At 37.4% G+C, this 15,061-nt stretch carries 13 protein-coding genes; 7 read left to right on the forward strand and 6 right to left on the reverse strand.

Annotation, left to right across the window (positions count from 1 at the left end; translation table 11 throughout):
- Positions 1–253: 253 nt before the first annotated feature.
- The 3 genes from AB9L17_RS21560 (at position 254) to rlmD (ending at position 3,455) form a co-directional block, all read left to right on the forward strand.
- Positions 254–1,150, forward strand: coding sequence for a TIGR01777 family oxidoreductase (locus tag AB9L17_RS21560; RefSeq protein ID WP_068986636.1), 897 nt, complete (start codon positions 254–256; stop codon positions 1,148–1,150).
- Positions 1,151–1,212: 62 nt separating this feature from the next.
- Positions 1,213–2,031 (forward strand): polysaccharide deacetylase family protein, encoded by an 819-nt coding sequence (locus AB9L17_RS21565; RefSeq protein ID WP_068986637.1) that lies wholly within the window; start codon positions 1,213–1,215, stop codon positions 2,029–2,031.
- A gap of 44 nt (positions 2,032–2,075) precedes the next feature.
- Positions 2,076–3,455: a 23S rRNA (uracil(1939)-C(5))-methyltransferase RlmD gene (rlmD, locus tag AB9L17_RS21570; protein WP_068986663.1), complete on the forward strand. Its 1,380-nt coding sequence runs from the start codon at positions 2,076–2,078 to the stop codon at positions 3,453–3,455.
- A gap of 94 nt (positions 3,456–3,549) precedes the next feature.
- On the opposite strand, the gene AB9L17_RS21575 is transcribed toward rlmD, so the two are convergent.
- The 3 genes from AB9L17_RS21575 to AB9L17_RS21585 all read right to left on the reverse strand — a co-directional run bounded on the left by AB9L17_RS21575 (position 3,550) and on the right by AB9L17_RS21585 (position 7,049).
- Positions 3,550–3,810 (reverse strand): hypothetical protein, encoded by a 261-nt coding sequence (locus AB9L17_RS21575; protein ID WP_068986638.1) that lies wholly within the window; start codon positions 3,808–3,810, stop codon positions 3,550–3,552.
- 1,079 nt (positions 3,811–4,889) lie between these two features.
- Positions 4,890–5,525 (reverse strand): hypothetical protein, encoded by a 636-nt coding sequence (locus tag AB9L17_RS21580; RefSeq protein WP_223554849.1) that lies wholly within the window; start codon positions 5,523–5,525, stop codon positions 4,890–4,892.
- A gap of 342 nt (positions 5,526–5,867) precedes the next feature.
- The gene (locus AB9L17_RS21585; protein WP_068986664.1) at positions 5,868–7,049 is read right to left on the reverse strand and encodes an MFS transporter; all 1,182 of its coding nucleotides are present in this window, start codon (positions 7,047–7,049) and stop codon (positions 5,868–5,870) included.
- 368 nt (positions 7,050–7,417) lie between these two features.
- On the opposite strand from AB9L17_RS21585, the gene AB9L17_RS21590 reads away from it, so the two are divergent.
- Positions 7,418–7,603, forward strand: a complete 186-nt coding sequence (locus tag AB9L17_RS21590) for an SE1561 family protein (protein ID WP_068986641.1) — start codon at positions 7,418–7,420, stop codon at positions 7,601–7,603.
- A 51-nt stretch (positions 7,604–7,654) separates the two neighbouring features.
- On the opposite strand, the gene AB9L17_RS21595 is transcribed toward AB9L17_RS21590, so the two are convergent.
- On the reverse strand, positions 7,655–8,446 hold the full coding sequence (locus AB9L17_RS21595) for a YwqG family protein (protein ID WP_068986642.1): 792 nt from the start codon (positions 8,444–8,446) through the stop codon (positions 7,655–7,657).
- A 443-nt stretch (positions 8,447–8,889) separates the two neighbouring features.
- Between AB9L17_RS21595 and AB9L17_RS21600 the strand changes: the two genes are divergently transcribed.
- Both AB9L17_RS21600 and AB9L17_RS21605 read left to right on the forward strand, forming a co-directional pair.
- Positions 8,890–10,428 (forward strand): fumarate hydratase, encoded by a 1,539-nt coding sequence (locus tag AB9L17_RS21600; RefSeq protein WP_068986643.1) that lies wholly within the window; start codon positions 8,890–8,892, stop codon positions 10,426–10,428.
- Positions 10,429–10,840: 412 nt separating this feature from the next.
- Positions 10,841–12,745, forward strand: coding sequence for a heavy metal translocating P-type ATPase (locus AB9L17_RS21605; RefSeq protein WP_068986644.1), 1,905 nt, complete (start codon positions 10,841–10,843; stop codon positions 12,743–12,745).
- Between the two features lie 541 nt (positions 12,746–13,286).
- Here AB9L17_RS21605 and AB9L17_RS21610 read toward each other — a convergent pair.
- Together AB9L17_RS21610 and AB9L17_RS21615 are read right to left on the reverse strand one after the other, a co-directional pair.
- The gene (locus tag AB9L17_RS21610; protein ID WP_068986645.1) at positions 13,287–14,225 is read right to left on the reverse strand and encodes a YihY/virulence factor BrkB family protein; all 939 of its coding nucleotides are present in this window, start codon (positions 14,223–14,225) and stop codon (positions 13,287–13,289) included.
- A 23-nt stretch (positions 14,226–14,248) separates the two neighbouring features.
- The gene (locus AB9L17_RS21615) at positions 14,249–14,575 is read right to left on the reverse strand and encodes a YtxH domain-containing protein (protein ID WP_068986646.1); all 327 of its coding nucleotides are present in this window, start codon (positions 14,573–14,575) and stop codon (positions 14,249–14,251) included.
- Positions 14,576–14,750: 175 nt separating this feature from the next.
- On the opposite strand from AB9L17_RS21615, the gene AB9L17_RS21620 reads away from it, so the two are divergent.
- Positions 14,751–14,972, forward strand: coding sequence for a DUF1128 domain-containing protein (locus AB9L17_RS21620; protein ID WP_068986647.1), 222 nt, complete (start codon positions 14,751–14,753; stop codon positions 14,970–14,972).
- Positions 14,973–15,061: the final 89 nt, after the last annotated feature.

Genomic DNA, 15,061 nt, shown 5'->3' on the forward strand with positions numbered 1-15,061 from the left:
CCACGGGTATTTTCCTGTCGCGCGCGGATATTTACTTCCCTTCCGCGGGTATTTTCTCGTCGCGCGCGGATATTCGCTTCCCTTCCGCGGGTATTTTCTCGTCGCGCGCGGATATCCACTTCCCTTCCGCGGATATTTTCACGTAACGCGCGGATATTTACTTCCCTTCCGCGGATATCCATTTCAGACATTGGTAATTAGATAGATGGTAAACTTGCTCATATAGAGTAGTTTAAAAAAGGGAGGAATTCTTATGAAGATTGTTATTGCAGGTGGTACTGGTTTTGTAGGGAGAGCTCTTACAAAGCTATTGCAGGAAAAAGGACATGAAATCATTATTTTAACCCGGAACAAATCAGGTCGTGAAAACGATATTCAATATGTACAATGGCTACAACAAAATACACGACCTGAACAGTTGTTAGATAATGTCGATGCATTTGTTAATTTAGCAGGAATTTCTTTAAATAATGGACGTTGGACAAAAAAACAGAAGAAAGCCATTTATACAAGTCGTATGGAAGCGACACTTGAAATAGTACGTATTATGGAACATCTTACCTCAAAGCCAAAAGTGCTTGTCAATGCAAGTGCTGTCGGGATTTATCCTACTTCTACAACGACTATCTATACCGAAGACTCCACAGACTATGCAACTGATTTTTTAGGCACGACAGTTTATGATTGGGAACGCCATGCAAAACGTGCTGAGAAATTAGGGGTTCAAGTTGCCCTTGCACGTTTTGGTGTTATTTTAGGTCGTACCAGTGGTGCACTTCCTTCCATGTTACTACCATATAAATTGCATATCGGAGGCACAATAGGTTCAGGTGAACAATGGCTTTCATGGGTTCATGTCGAGGACGTAGCACGAGCTATATATTTTGCAATTACGAATAATGATATTCATGGCCCTTTTAATGTTACTGCACCTCATGCTACACGCATGAAGGATTTCGGAATAACAATTGCAAGTGTAATGGGAAAACGCCATTGGATGCCGGTACCAAGCGTTGCAATGCGTTTAGTGTTAGGTGAGCAAAGCACGCTTGTATTAGAAGGTCAGCACGTGCTACCTACTGTCTTAGAAAAACATCATTTTACATTTAATTTCCCACATTTAAACGACGCACTTAAAGATTTATTGTAGGATCTAGTCGGATATTTTTTTGAATATAACGCATCCTAATGAAAAAGAAAGGATGCGTTTTTATGTGGAAACAGCATATAGTAGGAGCAACAATCGCTACTTTTATTATTGCCGCAGCAATTAGCTTTAATCCATTTTCTGCTTTTAGCTCTGATGAATACAACTGGGGCTTTAAACGAGCAAAAAACGGTGAACAAGCCGAGGCTGGAGCTCAGCTTGATCAGCTACTTGAGCAATATGATGCTATTTATAAAGGTAAGCCTGATAAAAAGGTTGCGTATTTAACCTTTGATAACGGCTATGAGAATGGCTTTACAGAAAGTATTTTGGATACTCTGAAGAAGGAAAACGTACCAGCTACCTTCTTTTTAACTGGTCATTACTTAGAAAGCGCCAGTGATTTAGTGAAACGCATGGTTAAAGATGGACATACTATTGGTAACCATTCATACGGACACCCAAATATGGCGAGGCTAACTCCCGATGGTATGCGTACTGAATGGAAGAAACTCGACGATAAGTTACGTGAATTAACAGGCATTGAACGTACAACATATGCCCGACCACCTGAAGGTACATTTAATGCGAAAGTATTAGAGGTAGGCAATGCTGCAGGCTATCGTCATATTTTTTGGTCTGTTGCCTTTAAAGACTGGGTAAGAGATGAACGACGTGGTGCAGATTATGCGTATAATGCACTAATGGAACAGCTACACCCTGGTGCTGTAATTTTAATGCATACAGTTGCTCAAGATAATGCAGAAGCACTTCCGATGTTTATTGCTGAAGCGAAAAAACAAGGCTATACATTTTTATCCCTTGACGATTTAGTTTTAGAACACGAAGATTTCCCTGTCGCTTTGCAATCGTCTACTCCTTAGTTATAATGGGGAGATGATATTAAAAGAACAGGGACGTGGAACGCTTGACGCAACAAACAACAATGGAAGTAGGACAAAAATTCCCACTAACAATAAAAAGACTTGGTATTAATGGCGAAGGAGTAGGCTTTTATAAACGCAACGTTATATTCGTAAAAGGCGCAATTCCTGGTGAAGAAATTACAGCACAAGTGACGAAAACACAGCGAAACTTTGCCGAAGCTGAAATATTAGCAATTCGCAAAGCTTCAAAATATCGTCAGGAAGCACCTTGCTCCGTTTACAACGAATGTGGTGGCTGTCAGCTTCAGCATATGACCTATGAAAAACAGCTAATCGAAAAGCGTGATATCGTTATTCAAGCATTAGAACGCTATGCTAAGCCTTTAGCTAACACAGTTGACGTGCGCAAAACGCTAGGGATGGAAAATCCATGGAATTATCGTAACAAAAGTCAATATCAAGTACGTAAAGAAGGTAAGCGTGTCTATGCAGGGCTATTTGCGGAAGGAAGTAACAAGTTACTGAACATCAATGATTGCCTTGTCCAACACCCAGTTACATCAAAAATTACGGTGGCGACACGTAAAATTTTGCAAAAACTAAATATTACTATTTACGATGGTCGTACACTTGATGGATTAGTACGTACGATTGTTGTACGTACAGGAATTCGTACGGGTGAAACACAAGTCGTGCTCGTCACAACACGTAAGGAAATTCCACATCTAGCGGAACTCATTACACGTATAAAGAAAATCGACCCAAGTATCGTATCGATTGCACAAAATATTAACCATGAGAAAACATCGTTAATCTTTGGCGATGAAACGATTGTTCTCGATGGTAAAGATACGATTCATGAGGAGCTTGGCGAATTAGCCTTTGATTTATCAGCTCGCGCCTTTTTCCAACTGAATCCAACACAAACCGTTCATCTCTATGATGAAATCAAAAAAGCCGCAGCATTAACAGGCAAAGAAACAGTTGTTGATGCTTACTGTGGTGTTGGGACAATCGGTCTATGGCTAGCTGACAAAGCGAAAGAAGTTCGTGGAATGGATGTTATTCCAGAAAGCATTCAGGATGCACGTAAAAACGCCCGAAATCATGGCTTCAAACATACAAAATACGCAGTCGGCACTGCAGAAAATGTATTAGCAAAATGGCGCAAAGAAGGATTCACACCAGATGTTATTACAGTAGACCCACCACGCACAGGTCTAGCACCTGAGTTCATTCGTACGGTGTTGAAGTTAAAACCGAAGCGCTTTGTTTATACGTCTTGTAATCCTTCAACATTGGCGAAGGATTTAAACGAATTAACGAAGCTTTATGATGTGGAGTATATTCAGCCTGTGGATATGTTTGCACAGACGGCGCAGGTGGAATGCGTGGCAAAGCTTGTGTTGAAAAATAAATAGTGATGAAAAAGGACGTCTCAAATATTATTTGGGACGTCCTTTGCAATTGTTGAACCATTAATACAGAAATTTGTATAGTAGATAACTCTCATTTTCAATATTTGTCCATTTTATAGTTTTTCAAAATCAATATTAATGCGATACATACTAAAATAAATGATAGTAAATAGAATATTAAAGAGACTTTATTTCTAATACCAATTGCCACAAAGGTAGACATATTAGCAAAGAGCAAAAATGCTACAGCTACTCCTCTTTCACCTTTTTTATATCGCTTATTATATACAGTAATGCTAATTAACAGAATTAGCCCTATTAAAAACCAAAACATCGAGACAAAATTATACCAGTACATATAACCCCTCTTTTTTTAACCGGATTGCCTGCTATACACCCTGTTATTGAAGCAATGTCAAACCCCAAATATGCACCTATACAAATAACACAAGCCGTTCCTGCTGATAGAACACAGGCTGTTCCGCATACAGCAGCCAATACTGCACCGACACTCCAGCTTATACCTAAACATTTTGCTATACCTCCCCAATTAACTCCCTTTGTTTGAAAAATTGGATATGAGATAATACAGAATCTGAATCTTCCTGTTCCTGGTATTCTTTTGCCGTTATAAATGTATCTTTTGTTATTTCATTAGCTATTTCTTGTCCATTTGAATAGTAACTTACTTGAAAAGTACCTAAATTGGATTCTTTTACATGTAATTCTGTATAAGTATCTACACTATATTCACCATTGTAAAATACGGTTAAATTACTGATTTCATGGAATTTTTGTTTAAAACCTTTTATTGGAATGATATAAGCCTTTAGGAAAGTATTATTAACTCTATATAGTTTGGCATTAAAATAGTCAAAGTGCTCATTTATGGTTATATAAGTACCATAGCTTTAGCTATAACATTTTAAAAATCAGTTTTTTCGGGAAATTGAACAACTTTTGATAAAACTCTCGATCTTTATCAATTATCAATAAAAATATATTATTTCTTAAAGGCAATAAAGTTATAGTGCTTGTAGCCGTATATAAAGGTAGAAAGAAAAATATATTAAATAGAAACAAATTAAATACCAGCAAAAAAAGGCGTCTCCTTAAATTAAGAGACGCCCTCATTGTTTATTTTTATATGTACTGCACAGCTCAAGCTGCCTGGTGGATGACGGACGGTCCAGAAAAATCAGCACCTTAACCAATAACCCAGGATTTAAAAGATTTTTATACTTTAAGTTTTTAACTTTAATTAAAAGAACTTTGAAACGTAAACTTTGGTCTTTCAACTTTTATCTTTGAGCTTTCAACTTAGTTTGTTTAAAGCATCAATTGTTGTAAGGCATGTTTAAGGTTTTAACTCGCACACATGCCTTGAAGCGCGAGCGACTTTTCGTTTTCCGTTTTCGCTAGGCCATGCATATTTAGTTACGCTTGCACTTCAATAAATGTCGTTGCGTTTGATTCCGATAATACCGCGTCGACCTCTGATTCAAATTCTTCAATTCGATTATTTAACGCTTCAATTTTCTTTTTAACATTCATCGGATCAATTAACTCGTACTCGTTTCTTTTCATAAATGTCTCCGTATGTAACTTTACTTCTTCTGGAGATTGTTTTTCTTTATTTCCTAATATATTCACTAAATACGTTTCTAGCTTTGCTGGCAACGCATCATTTTCTTTAGCAACCGTATTTACCGCTGAACGATATTGCTGTTGCATGACTTCTAACAGTTCCTTTTCATATTGAATGGACTGTTTGCGTTCAATCGCTTCTGCTACAGTCATTTCTTCTTTTCCTACAATTACTTTTGTTTTAGCATTGGACTCTACAACTAGTGCCTTAATTCGGTTGCGGTAGTCAATTAAGCTAACTACTTTATCGTATGAAGCTTGCATTTGCTTTTCATATTCTTGCATTTCTATACCATTAATTTTGCTATTACTTTTACGATTGGCTAACACTGCACTCACTTCATTCGTTGCTGCTTCAATGCGGTGATTTAGCATCTTTAACTCTGTTAATGCACGATGAATCGATATTTTTTTATAGTCAGTCATAATTTAATCTCCTTAAAATAATTAGTAATCTAAGCGAGTGTTCTTCTATTATATAGAGATAGAAATGCAAAGTCCAAATATTACCTATCTACTAATTTTATTTGATTTTATGAAAACTTGTCTGTATAATATGATTCTAGGTGCCAAACCTATGTGACTTGGACGGAACATCCTTGTCACGCAAAGAACGCCATAACAGCACGGATTTGCTGGGCGTTTTTTGTTTTATGAGCGGGAGATGAGCCCCGCTCTTTTTATTTTCTCTAAAAAAAGTCTCCGAGCTGAGTAATTCTTCTGATTCCCCGAGCGTCTTCAAGGATAATTTCCAAAAGACAATGCCTCTTACACCGACACTGGTCGCTTATTTTTATTTCGTCCAAATACTAGTAAAACAGTGGCTACAGCTAGTAAAAGCATTGCTACCAGTAAAAGAAGGCTATAATTTTTTACATATTCTAAATAAATGCCACCTAAAAATGGTCCTGTTAAGCTACCAATACTTAGTGCAATGCCGCAAAGGAGATTTCCGGTAGGCAGTAGTTCCTTTGGTGTTAAATCAGCCATATAGGTAATCCCTAATGAAAACATTGAACCGACTAGTGTTCCTGTAAAGAAAAATGCTACGGCTACTGCCATTTGTGAATGCTCCAAAAAGCTTGCAATGCCAAAAATAACAGCTCCTCCAAACGAGCCGATCATTAAGACATTACGTCGTCCTACTTTATCCCCTATGGCTCCAAGTGGCACTTGTGTTAAAATCCCACCAAATGTAAAGACTGATAAAATAATAGGAATCATATTTACATCGAAATCTTTACGTAAGGCATAAACTGGGAACAGCGCATTTAATGATGATTCTAAAAACCCATAAACGAATGGACCTAAAAATGCAATCCATCCAAATACAATGGCCATTTTATAACGCTGCCAGCCTCTTGCATGTAAGTCTCCCGTTAAACGCTCTGGCTTTTCATTTTGTAAGAGGAATACAAAAGACCACGCGAATAAGCACATAATAGAGGACACAATAAACGGTAATGCCTCTGAAATTTGTATTAGTTTTACCATTAATGGACCAACTGCAAAGCCCGTGCTAAAGGACAAGCCGTAAATCGCCATACCCTTCCCTAAGCTTTTATAATCTGAGGTGCTTGTAATCCACGTCTGTGTTGCAAAGTGTAATGCATGATCCCCTACCCCAATGAGTAAGCGAAGGATAAACCAAAAAGTTACACTCTTCCATAAAGGAAATGCTAATAGTGAAGCGAAGACAAGTGCACCGCCAATTAAAATAATCGGTTTATAGCCCCATCTTCTTAATGGTTGCTCGATAAACGGTGAGATTAATAAAGTTCCTATGTATAGACCTGTTGCATTCAATCCATTCAACGCGGAGGATACTCCATCACGTTCGAAAATAATTGAAATCAGTGGTAAAAGCATCCCTTGTGAAAAGCCTGATATAGATACAATTAACACTAAAATGGCAAATCTTTTTTTGCTGTAATCTGAGAAGTATGTCATTTTTTCCTCCAACATCAAGTCTTTTTTCCAAATAACAGCATACCAAAAAGCCTTAGCGCTCACCACATGTGATTTTACGCTAAGGCCTAACTAACACTTATCTCCATTTAATTGTATAAACACGAATTTCGGCTTTTACATTGGCCGAGTACTTGTTTAAACTCCCTCCTTTTCGAGTTAGAGTTTTTAGGACTTTTAAAATCAGCTCCTTTACTTTTTCTTAATATTAATTTAACACACAGAATCAATATTGTAAATATTCTGTCTATTATTTTTTTAAAATAATCGCATAGTCCTAGGTGTTTACCTAAGCATTGAAATTTAGTCCCAAATCAGCTACTATGGAGGGGACGAAATGAGGTGTATGTATGTCAAATCCAATCAATGATAAAAAGCAGCAAGTGAATTACTTAAGAGAACGTCTTGAAATATTTTTAGAAGTTTTAGATGCGATTGATCCTGAAACAACTGAATTAGAGGATATTGATCGTTTAATTCAAATGATGGATGATTTAGAAGACAAAATGGAGCAATTTAACGCTCGTGAAAAATAACTGATAAAAGCAAGTGGAGATCATTTTCCACTTGCTTTTATCTTCTGTTATTTAATAGCAATCCCAATTATAAAGAACTTTACTAAAATCTTTACGTTTCAGCTCATCCTCTGTAATGAAAAAGTTGCCGACCCCGACATCCCCCCACAGAATATGATCGCCTACACTGTCAATCTGAAGCAACAAGACTGTTGAATCTGTATAGTCCCCATAAGCTCTCGGATCTTCCTGGGTAAAGAATGGATATCCCCCGATTTTATGACCTGTACTATTTAATGCTTCATAAAATGAGTCTACTAAATTATCATTGTCTTCTATATTAGCAAGGATCTTCGCAAATGTTTTTTCACTTCTAAAGTCATTTGCTGATAATGGTTCATATCTTGTTTCAAAAGACAATGCCATTTCCTTTTCCACTGGAAAGTAAAATTCTTCTTCTTTCGCTTCAACAAATGAGAAGTCTTGTACTAATTGCGACTCATCACTGACAATACGCTCGTGGAAAATGACGCGGAAGCCTTCCTGATTTTGACCATTATCAAAGTCCATCCCTAGCACATCATCGTAGCCATCAATATAAAACTGTAAGATTCCCTCTTCAGGGAAATGCGGTAAATGCTTAGGTACATCTGCAAAATTAATTTGTGCCAGTAATTTTAATGGTTGCCCTTCAGAACTTTTCGGATATTCCATTGACAACGGAAAATACGGATCGCCTGCAAACTTACTTTCAAATAGAGATGTTTTTCGTTCTTCCGTTTCAATAAATATGGTTGGCTGAATCGTTTCCTCTATTACTGTCCTATATTGTTCAAATGCTTCAGGTAAATTAAGTAGCTTCATATATAACCTCCTAAAGTAGATTTAGTATCATTATAGAACAAATGTTCTTTTTTATCAATCTTTATTTTGATGAAATTATATCTTTTGTATAAAGAAGGAAACCTTCGTTCATCGATAGAAATAGTCAACTAAGTGCTTAAATAAAATGACCGCTCTGGACATTTGATCAGCCTCCGCCCTAAAAGTGATCACCTTCTCGGAAAATGCCTTCGTTTCCTACTATTACTCTTTTTAAGATATTGTTTATTCCCCTGCTTTAATTATCTTAATAATTGCTTAACGATAGATAAAACTTTATTAACATAATTTTATATTAAAATTACCTCTTTTTGACAATAGGCCTTTAATTCCGACCACAATGAGTTGTACTCTTTTTTTCATTAGTTGAAAAGAGTATAATGTAACGTGGAAATAATCAAATTTTCTATGGGGGGCAATACCAAATGAATATCCAAACTTTGGAGAAAAGTCTTTACGATTTAATTACAGAAACATCTACTAATCTACCAAAAGACGTACGTCGTGCAATTAAGAAAGCTAAAGATGCTGAAAATGCTGGTACTCGTGCTGCAATGAGTTTAGACACAATCTCAAACAATATTATTATGGCAGAAGATAATGTATCACCAATCTGTCAAGATACGGGTCTACCAACATTCAAAATTTATACTCCTGTTGGTGTAAACCAATTAGAAATTAAAGAAGCTATTAAAAAAGCTATTAACGATACATCTGCTGACGCAAAATTACGTCCAAATGCTGTTGATTCATTAACTGGTGAAAACAGCGGAAATAACCTTGGTGAAGGTCTACCTGTTATGAAATTCGAACAATGGGAAAAAGACTACATCACAATTAAGTTAATCCTTAAAGGTGGCGGCTGTGAAAACAAAAACATTCAATACAGCCTACCATGTGAACTTGAAGGTCTTGGCCGCGCTGGTCGTGACTTAGATGGTATCCGTAAATGTATCATTCACTCAGTATACCAAGCTCAAGGTCAAGGCTGTTCAGCTGGCTTTATCGGTGTAGGTATCGGTGGTGACCGCTCTTCTGGTTACGACTTAGCGAAAGAGCAGTTATTCCGTCATGTGGAAGATACAAATCCAAATGCTGATCTTGCTAAATTAGAAGAATATGTAGTGAAAACTGCAAACACATTTGGTATCGGTACAATGGGCTTCGGTGGTGAAGCAACATTACTTGGCTGTAAAATTGGTGTGATGCACCGTATCCCTGCATCATTCTACGTATCAGTTGCTTATAACTGCTGGGCATACCGTCGTATGGCTGTGGACATCGATCCTCAAACTGGCGACATTATTAAATGGCACTACCAAGAAGGCGAAAAAATTACATTTAAAGAAGATGAAGTTGCAGCAACAACAGAAGATACTTCTACAAATACAGTAGAACTTACTGCACCAATTACTGAAGAACAAATTCGTGCTCTAAAAGTTGGTGACGTTGTATCTATTACTGGTCGTATGTATACTGGTCGTGACGCAATTCACCATCACTTAATGAGTCACGATGCTCCAGTTGATCTTAATGGACAAGTTATTTATCACTGTGGCCCTGTAATGGCAAAAGATGAAGAAGGCAACTGGACAGTTAAAGCAGCTGGTCCGACTACTTCTATTCGTGAGGAGCCATACCAAGGTGACATCATGAAAAAATTTGGTATCCGTGCTGTAATCGGTAAAGGTGGTATGGGACCAAAAACACTTGCTGCTTTAGAAGAGCATGGCGGCGTTTACTTAAATGCAATCGGCGGTGCTGCTCAATACTATGCCGACTGCATTAAAGGTGTAGATGGCGTTGATCTAATGGAATTCGGTGTTCCAGAAGCGATGTGGCACTTAAACGTTGAGAAGTTCACAGCTGTTGTAACAATGGACTCTCACGGTAACTCTCTACATGCAGACGTAGACAAATCATCACTAGAAAAACTTGCGCTACACGCAGAAAGAGTTTTCTAATAAAGAAAAAATTCCTTTTACTTCGAATAGCAGTAATGATTATTTTAGCTGTGGCGGCAGCCACACTACAAAAAGAGTTTAAAATTAAATATGCAGTAATTCCTAAAGTAGGGTAATTCACTGCACAAATTCGAAAAGCACAGAATATTCCTAATGGATAATCTGTGCTTTTCTTATGTTCAAAATTATTTCAAAAACCTTATAATCACCTCAATCTCAATCTAGGACTGCTTTTATCCACCTCTATAAAAAATTCCCTTCAAATTTTTTACTTTCTTTTCCTAAATACCTTTGTTATAATAATTCTAAATTAGAAACAAGTTAACTGAAAGCTATTTTCAATTAATCAACATTCAAAAATATTGTTTTATAAAGGTTTTGATATTGATTTTCATTATCAGGAGGGATAAAGATGGAACATTCTAATCGAGAAAATTATAATATAATTGAGAAAGCAAAAGAACATGCAGAATTAATTGCTGCCCTTTTAGCTGGTTTGCTCATTTTTCTTGCATGGCGTTTAGATACTAACGAACAAACAACATCTTCTGTTCTTTTATATATTGTTGCATTTTGCGTTGGTGGATTTGCTAAAGCTAAAGAAGGTATTGAAGAAACCATTGAAGAGAGGAAACTCAATGTCGAACTACTGATGGTATTAGCCGCAATCGGTTCGGCAGCAATTGGTTATTGGACGGAGGGTGCTATTCTTATTTTCATTTTTGCTGTAAGTGGCGCTCTCGAAACATATGCAATGAATAAAAGTCATCGTGAAATTTCCGCACTCATGAATTTACAACCTGAAGAGGCTTGGCTTGTTCGTGGTGACTTTGAACCAATGAAAGTTTCTGTCTCTACATTACAAATTGGCGATCACCTGCTCATAAAACCCGGTGAACGAGTACCGGCAGACGGAGTAATTTTTAAAGGGCAATCTTCTATTGACGAATCGGCCATTAGTGGTGAGCCATTGCCAGTTGCAAAACGTGAAGGCGATGAAGTATTTGCAGGTACTGTTAACTTAAACGGTGCCATTACAATGGAAATGACTAAACCAAATTCCGAAACACTATTCCAAAAAATTATTACACTTGTCCAAAATGCACAAAGTGAGAAATCACCTTCTCAACAGTTCATAGAAAAATTCGAAGGTACGTATGTAAAAATTGTGCTACTTACTGTTGCTCTAATGATGTTCCTACCACATTTTTTACTTGGTTGGGACTGGACAACAACATTCTACCGTGCAATGGTACTTTTAGTTGTTGCATCTCCTTGTGCCCTTGTAGCAGCCATCATGCCCGCTACTTTAGCAGCAATTTCAAACGGTGCAAAAAACGGTGTGCTATTTAAAGGCGGTTTACATTTAGAGCATCTAAGTGTATTGCGTACTCTAGCTGTCGATAAAACAGGTACATTAACACAAGGAAAACCAATTGTGACTGATTTTATTGTTCGAGAAGGAATAGAACGAGAAACGGCGCTGGCTACCCTAGTTGGTATTGAATCGCAATCGAATCATCCACTTGCACAAGCCATTACTTCATATGCAAAGGCTGAAGGTCTTACAAAGTTTCCACAGGCCACTATTGAAGATATCCCAGGTTGGGGCATCAAAGGGTATGTTGATCATATAGAATATCAAGTTGGGAAACCTGATTTTGTAGGCGCAGAGGAAGCTGAGAATTTTGCAGATGGCGTAGCAACAAAACTTGCTGCAGAAGGCAAAACAGTTATTTTCATTCGTGACAAAAACGGCATTGTCGCATTAACAGCTTTAAAAGATACCGTTCGTAATGAAGCGAAAAAAGCAGTAGCCTTACTAAAAGAGCTAGGCATTAATGTCGTCATGCTGACAGGTGACAACGAGAAAACAGCGAAGGTTATTGCCAAAGAAGCAGGCGTGACGGAATACGTTGCTGAATGTCTCCCTGAAACAAAGGTGACGGAGATGAAACGACTTCTTTCTCAACATAAATATGTAGGGATGGTCGGAGATGGTATTAATGATGCACCTGCATTAGCAACAGCAACTACTGGGATTGCTATGGGAGAAGGTACAGACGTTGCACTAGAAACAGCAGATGTTGTTTTAATGAAAAACGACTTATCAAAAATTGCCTATGCAGTACGTTTATCACGTAAAATGCAGCGGATCGTTAAGCAAAACATCATCTTCTCTATCGGGATTATTGTATTACTAATAGCCTCAAATTTTTTACAAATCGTTGACTTACCTCTAGGTGTAATTGGACATGAAGGAAGTACCATTTTAGTTATTTTAAACGGCTTACGTATGCTGAATAAAAACGTTTAACCACCACTAATTATTAGCCTTCACCAATCGGGCTTTTACGGGCAGTTCTCCCCCACCTTTACGCTTCACTTTATTACTGCCCGTTAAAGCGGGATAAAGTGAAACTTAATCAGTGGGGGCTCTCTTCAATCCCCACTGATTATTAGTCTTCACCAATCGGGCTTTTACGGGCAGTTTTTACCCCACCTTTATGCTTCACTTTATTACTGCCCGTTAAAGCGGGATAAAGTGAAACTTAATCAGTGGGGGCTCTCTTCAATCCCCACTGATTATTAGTCTTCACCAATCGGGCTTTACGGGCAGTTTTTACCCCACCTTTATGCTTCACTTTATTACTGCCCGTTAAAGCGGGATAAAGTGAAACTTAATCAGTGGGGGCTCTCTTCAATCCCCACTGATTATTAGTCTTCACCAATCGGGCTTTTACGGGCAGTTTTTACCCCACCTTTATGCTTCACTTTATTACTGCCCGTTAAAGCGGGATAAAACAAACAGCCTCGTATCACAAAACGTGATATCGAGGCTGTTCTTTTTGAAATTGCTAATTATTTGTTAAAGTCTCATGCTTAATAAATTCTTTTTGCAATGCTTTTTTCTGCATAGTCGCATTTAAAATGCCACCGAAAATTAAAATAATCCCCGTGAAATATAGCCAAAGCATTAAAATAATAACCCCACCAATACTGCCATATGTAGCGGAATAATTTGCAAAATTACTAATATAAAAGGAAAAAACATATGTGACCGCCAGCCAGGCAAGAGTTGAAAATAATGCTCCCGGCCAAACACCTATTAACTTCAAACGAGGACTTGTATTCGGAACAACCCAATAGATTCCCATTAATACTATAAAAATAAGTAGTAGTGGCATCGACCAGCGTAATCTTTCCCAGATAATTTCAAACTGTTCTTCAATGCCAACTATAGAAAATAAGAAATGCCCAATTTGTTGCCCAAAAACCGGTAAAAGTAGAGCGACAGCAATAACAATGACAAATGCTATAGTGAATACAAGGGACAACCCTCGATCTATGATACTCCCCCTAGTCTCTGTATCGTAGGCCTTGTTCAAGGCTCTAATCAACGCATTAACTCCTTTGGAAGCAGACCATATTGTTCCAAGCACCCCAATGGATAATAAACTACTATTACGGATTGTTAAAATTTCATTTAATGTATCTTCAATAAGCCTATATACCTCATCTGGCATAACATTCACTAGAAATGCATACACTTGCGTCGTATCGAAATTCAAATATGGTAATAATGTGACTAGAACAATTAGTAGCGGGAAAAAAGATAGTAAAAAGAAATAAGCCAACTGCGCGGCAAGAGCTGATACTTCCACTCGCTGTAAGCGTAGTATCAAATCTTGCATAAAGCCCTTTGATGTCATTACATCTACAGTGTCTTCGTCTGGTGAGACAAATGATTTCACCACACCGACCGCTGTATGTATAGATGCTTTTTTCTTTTCCAAACAAATTCCCTCCTATACGACAACTATTCTTTATCAGGTAAAGAAAAGGCTGATTTCGTTTCATTAATCATGCCTTCGATTGTAGAAGGTAATTCTTTAAATTCATCAACTTTGTCAACGATTGTGTTGACATTTTCTGATACACTTTCACATAGCACTTTAGCGGCCAATACTTTTTCCTCCACTAGTACCTGTAACTCCTCTCGATTGGCTGCATAGTACGAGATTGACTCTTTCATTTTTTTCGTTGTAGCGATAGTTTTTTCACGCGTTGCACGGTCAAACATACTTAATGCAGCACCAACTGCGGCACCTACTACGATAGATGCTAATAATTTACTTCGTCCCATATTAAATACCTCCTGCCTGGTAAATGTATATTCCTTTAAAATGACTAAACTACTTACTGCCCTTATTCTACCCAATAACAGTCTATTTTTAAAGCAATGCCCAAATTCAGTGTTGACATTTTTTTTATTCAATGAAATGATATTTTCGAGGATTACGAAAGGTAGGTTTAAACAAATGGATTTATCAGTACCGTCAAAAGAAAACGTTATTTATATGGTCGATCAAATGAAAGACAAACTTCGCATGGTTAATGTTGATGCAATGAAATCAGAAAATTTCGATGAAGCTAACTACGAAGACCTAGTCTATTTATACGAAATGGTCATGAAGCGCAACACATTTAGTCCAAGTGAGATGCAAGCCATTGTTGCTGAATTAGGCTCATTACGTAAATAAGAAAGCTTCCCTATCCAAATAAAGCTAAAAAAGATAAAAAGCTATTAGCATAAGTATTGCTAATAGCTTTTTGGTTTTAAAGACCTTAT

This window comes from Lysinibacillus sp. RS11 (assembly GCF_042019215.1).
Classification (GTDB): Bacteria; Bacillota; Bacilli; order Bacillales_A; family Planococcaceae; genus Lysinibacillus; species Lysinibacillus xylanilyticus_A.

What these genes read in the sequence shown, in the direction of transcription:
- AB9L17_RS21560 (WP_068986636.1), top strand. Translation starts at nt 254, where the DNA reads ATGAAGATTGTTATTGCAGGTGGTACTGGTTTTGTAGGGAGAGCTCTT.
- AB9L17_RS21565 (WP_068986637.1), top strand. Translation starts at nt 1,213, where the DNA reads ATGTGGAAACAGCATATAGTAGGAGCAACAATCGCTACTTTTATTATT.
- AB9L17_RS21575 (WP_068986638.1), bottom strand. Translation starts at nt 3,810, where the DNA reads ATGTACTGGTATAATTTTGTCTCGATGTTTTGGTTTTTAATAGGGCTA.
- AB9L17_RS21580 (WP_223554849.1), bottom strand. Translation starts at nt 5,525, where the DNA reads ATGACTGACTATAAAAAAATATCGATTCATCGTGCATTAACAGAGTTA.
- AB9L17_RS21585 (WP_068986664.1), bottom strand. Translation starts at nt 7,049, where the DNA reads ATGACATACTTCTCAGATTACAGCAAAAAAAGATTTGCCATTTTAGTG.
- AB9L17_RS21590 (WP_068986641.1), top strand. Translation starts at nt 7,418, where the DNA reads ATGTCAAATCCAATCAATGATAAAAAGCAGCAAGTGAATTACTTAAGA.
- AB9L17_RS21595 (WP_068986642.1), bottom strand. Translation starts at nt 8,446, where the DNA reads ATGAAGCTACTTAATTTACCTGAAGCATTTGAACAATATAGGACAGTA.
- AB9L17_RS21600 (WP_068986643.1), top strand. Translation starts at nt 8,890, where the DNA reads ATGAATATCCAAACTTTGGAGAAAAGTCTTTACGATTTAATTACAGAA.
- AB9L17_RS21605 (WP_068986644.1), top strand. Translation starts at nt 10,841, where the DNA reads ATGGAACATTCTAATCGAGAAAATTATAATATAATTGAGAAAGCAAAA.
- AB9L17_RS21615 (WP_068986646.1), bottom strand. Translation starts at nt 14,575, where the DNA reads ATGGGACGAAGTAAATTATTAGCATCTATCGTAGTAGGTGCCGCAGTT.
- AB9L17_RS21620 (WP_068986647.1), top strand. Translation starts at nt 14,751, where the DNA reads ATGGATTTATCAGTACCGTCAAAAGAAAACGTTATTTATATGGTCGAT.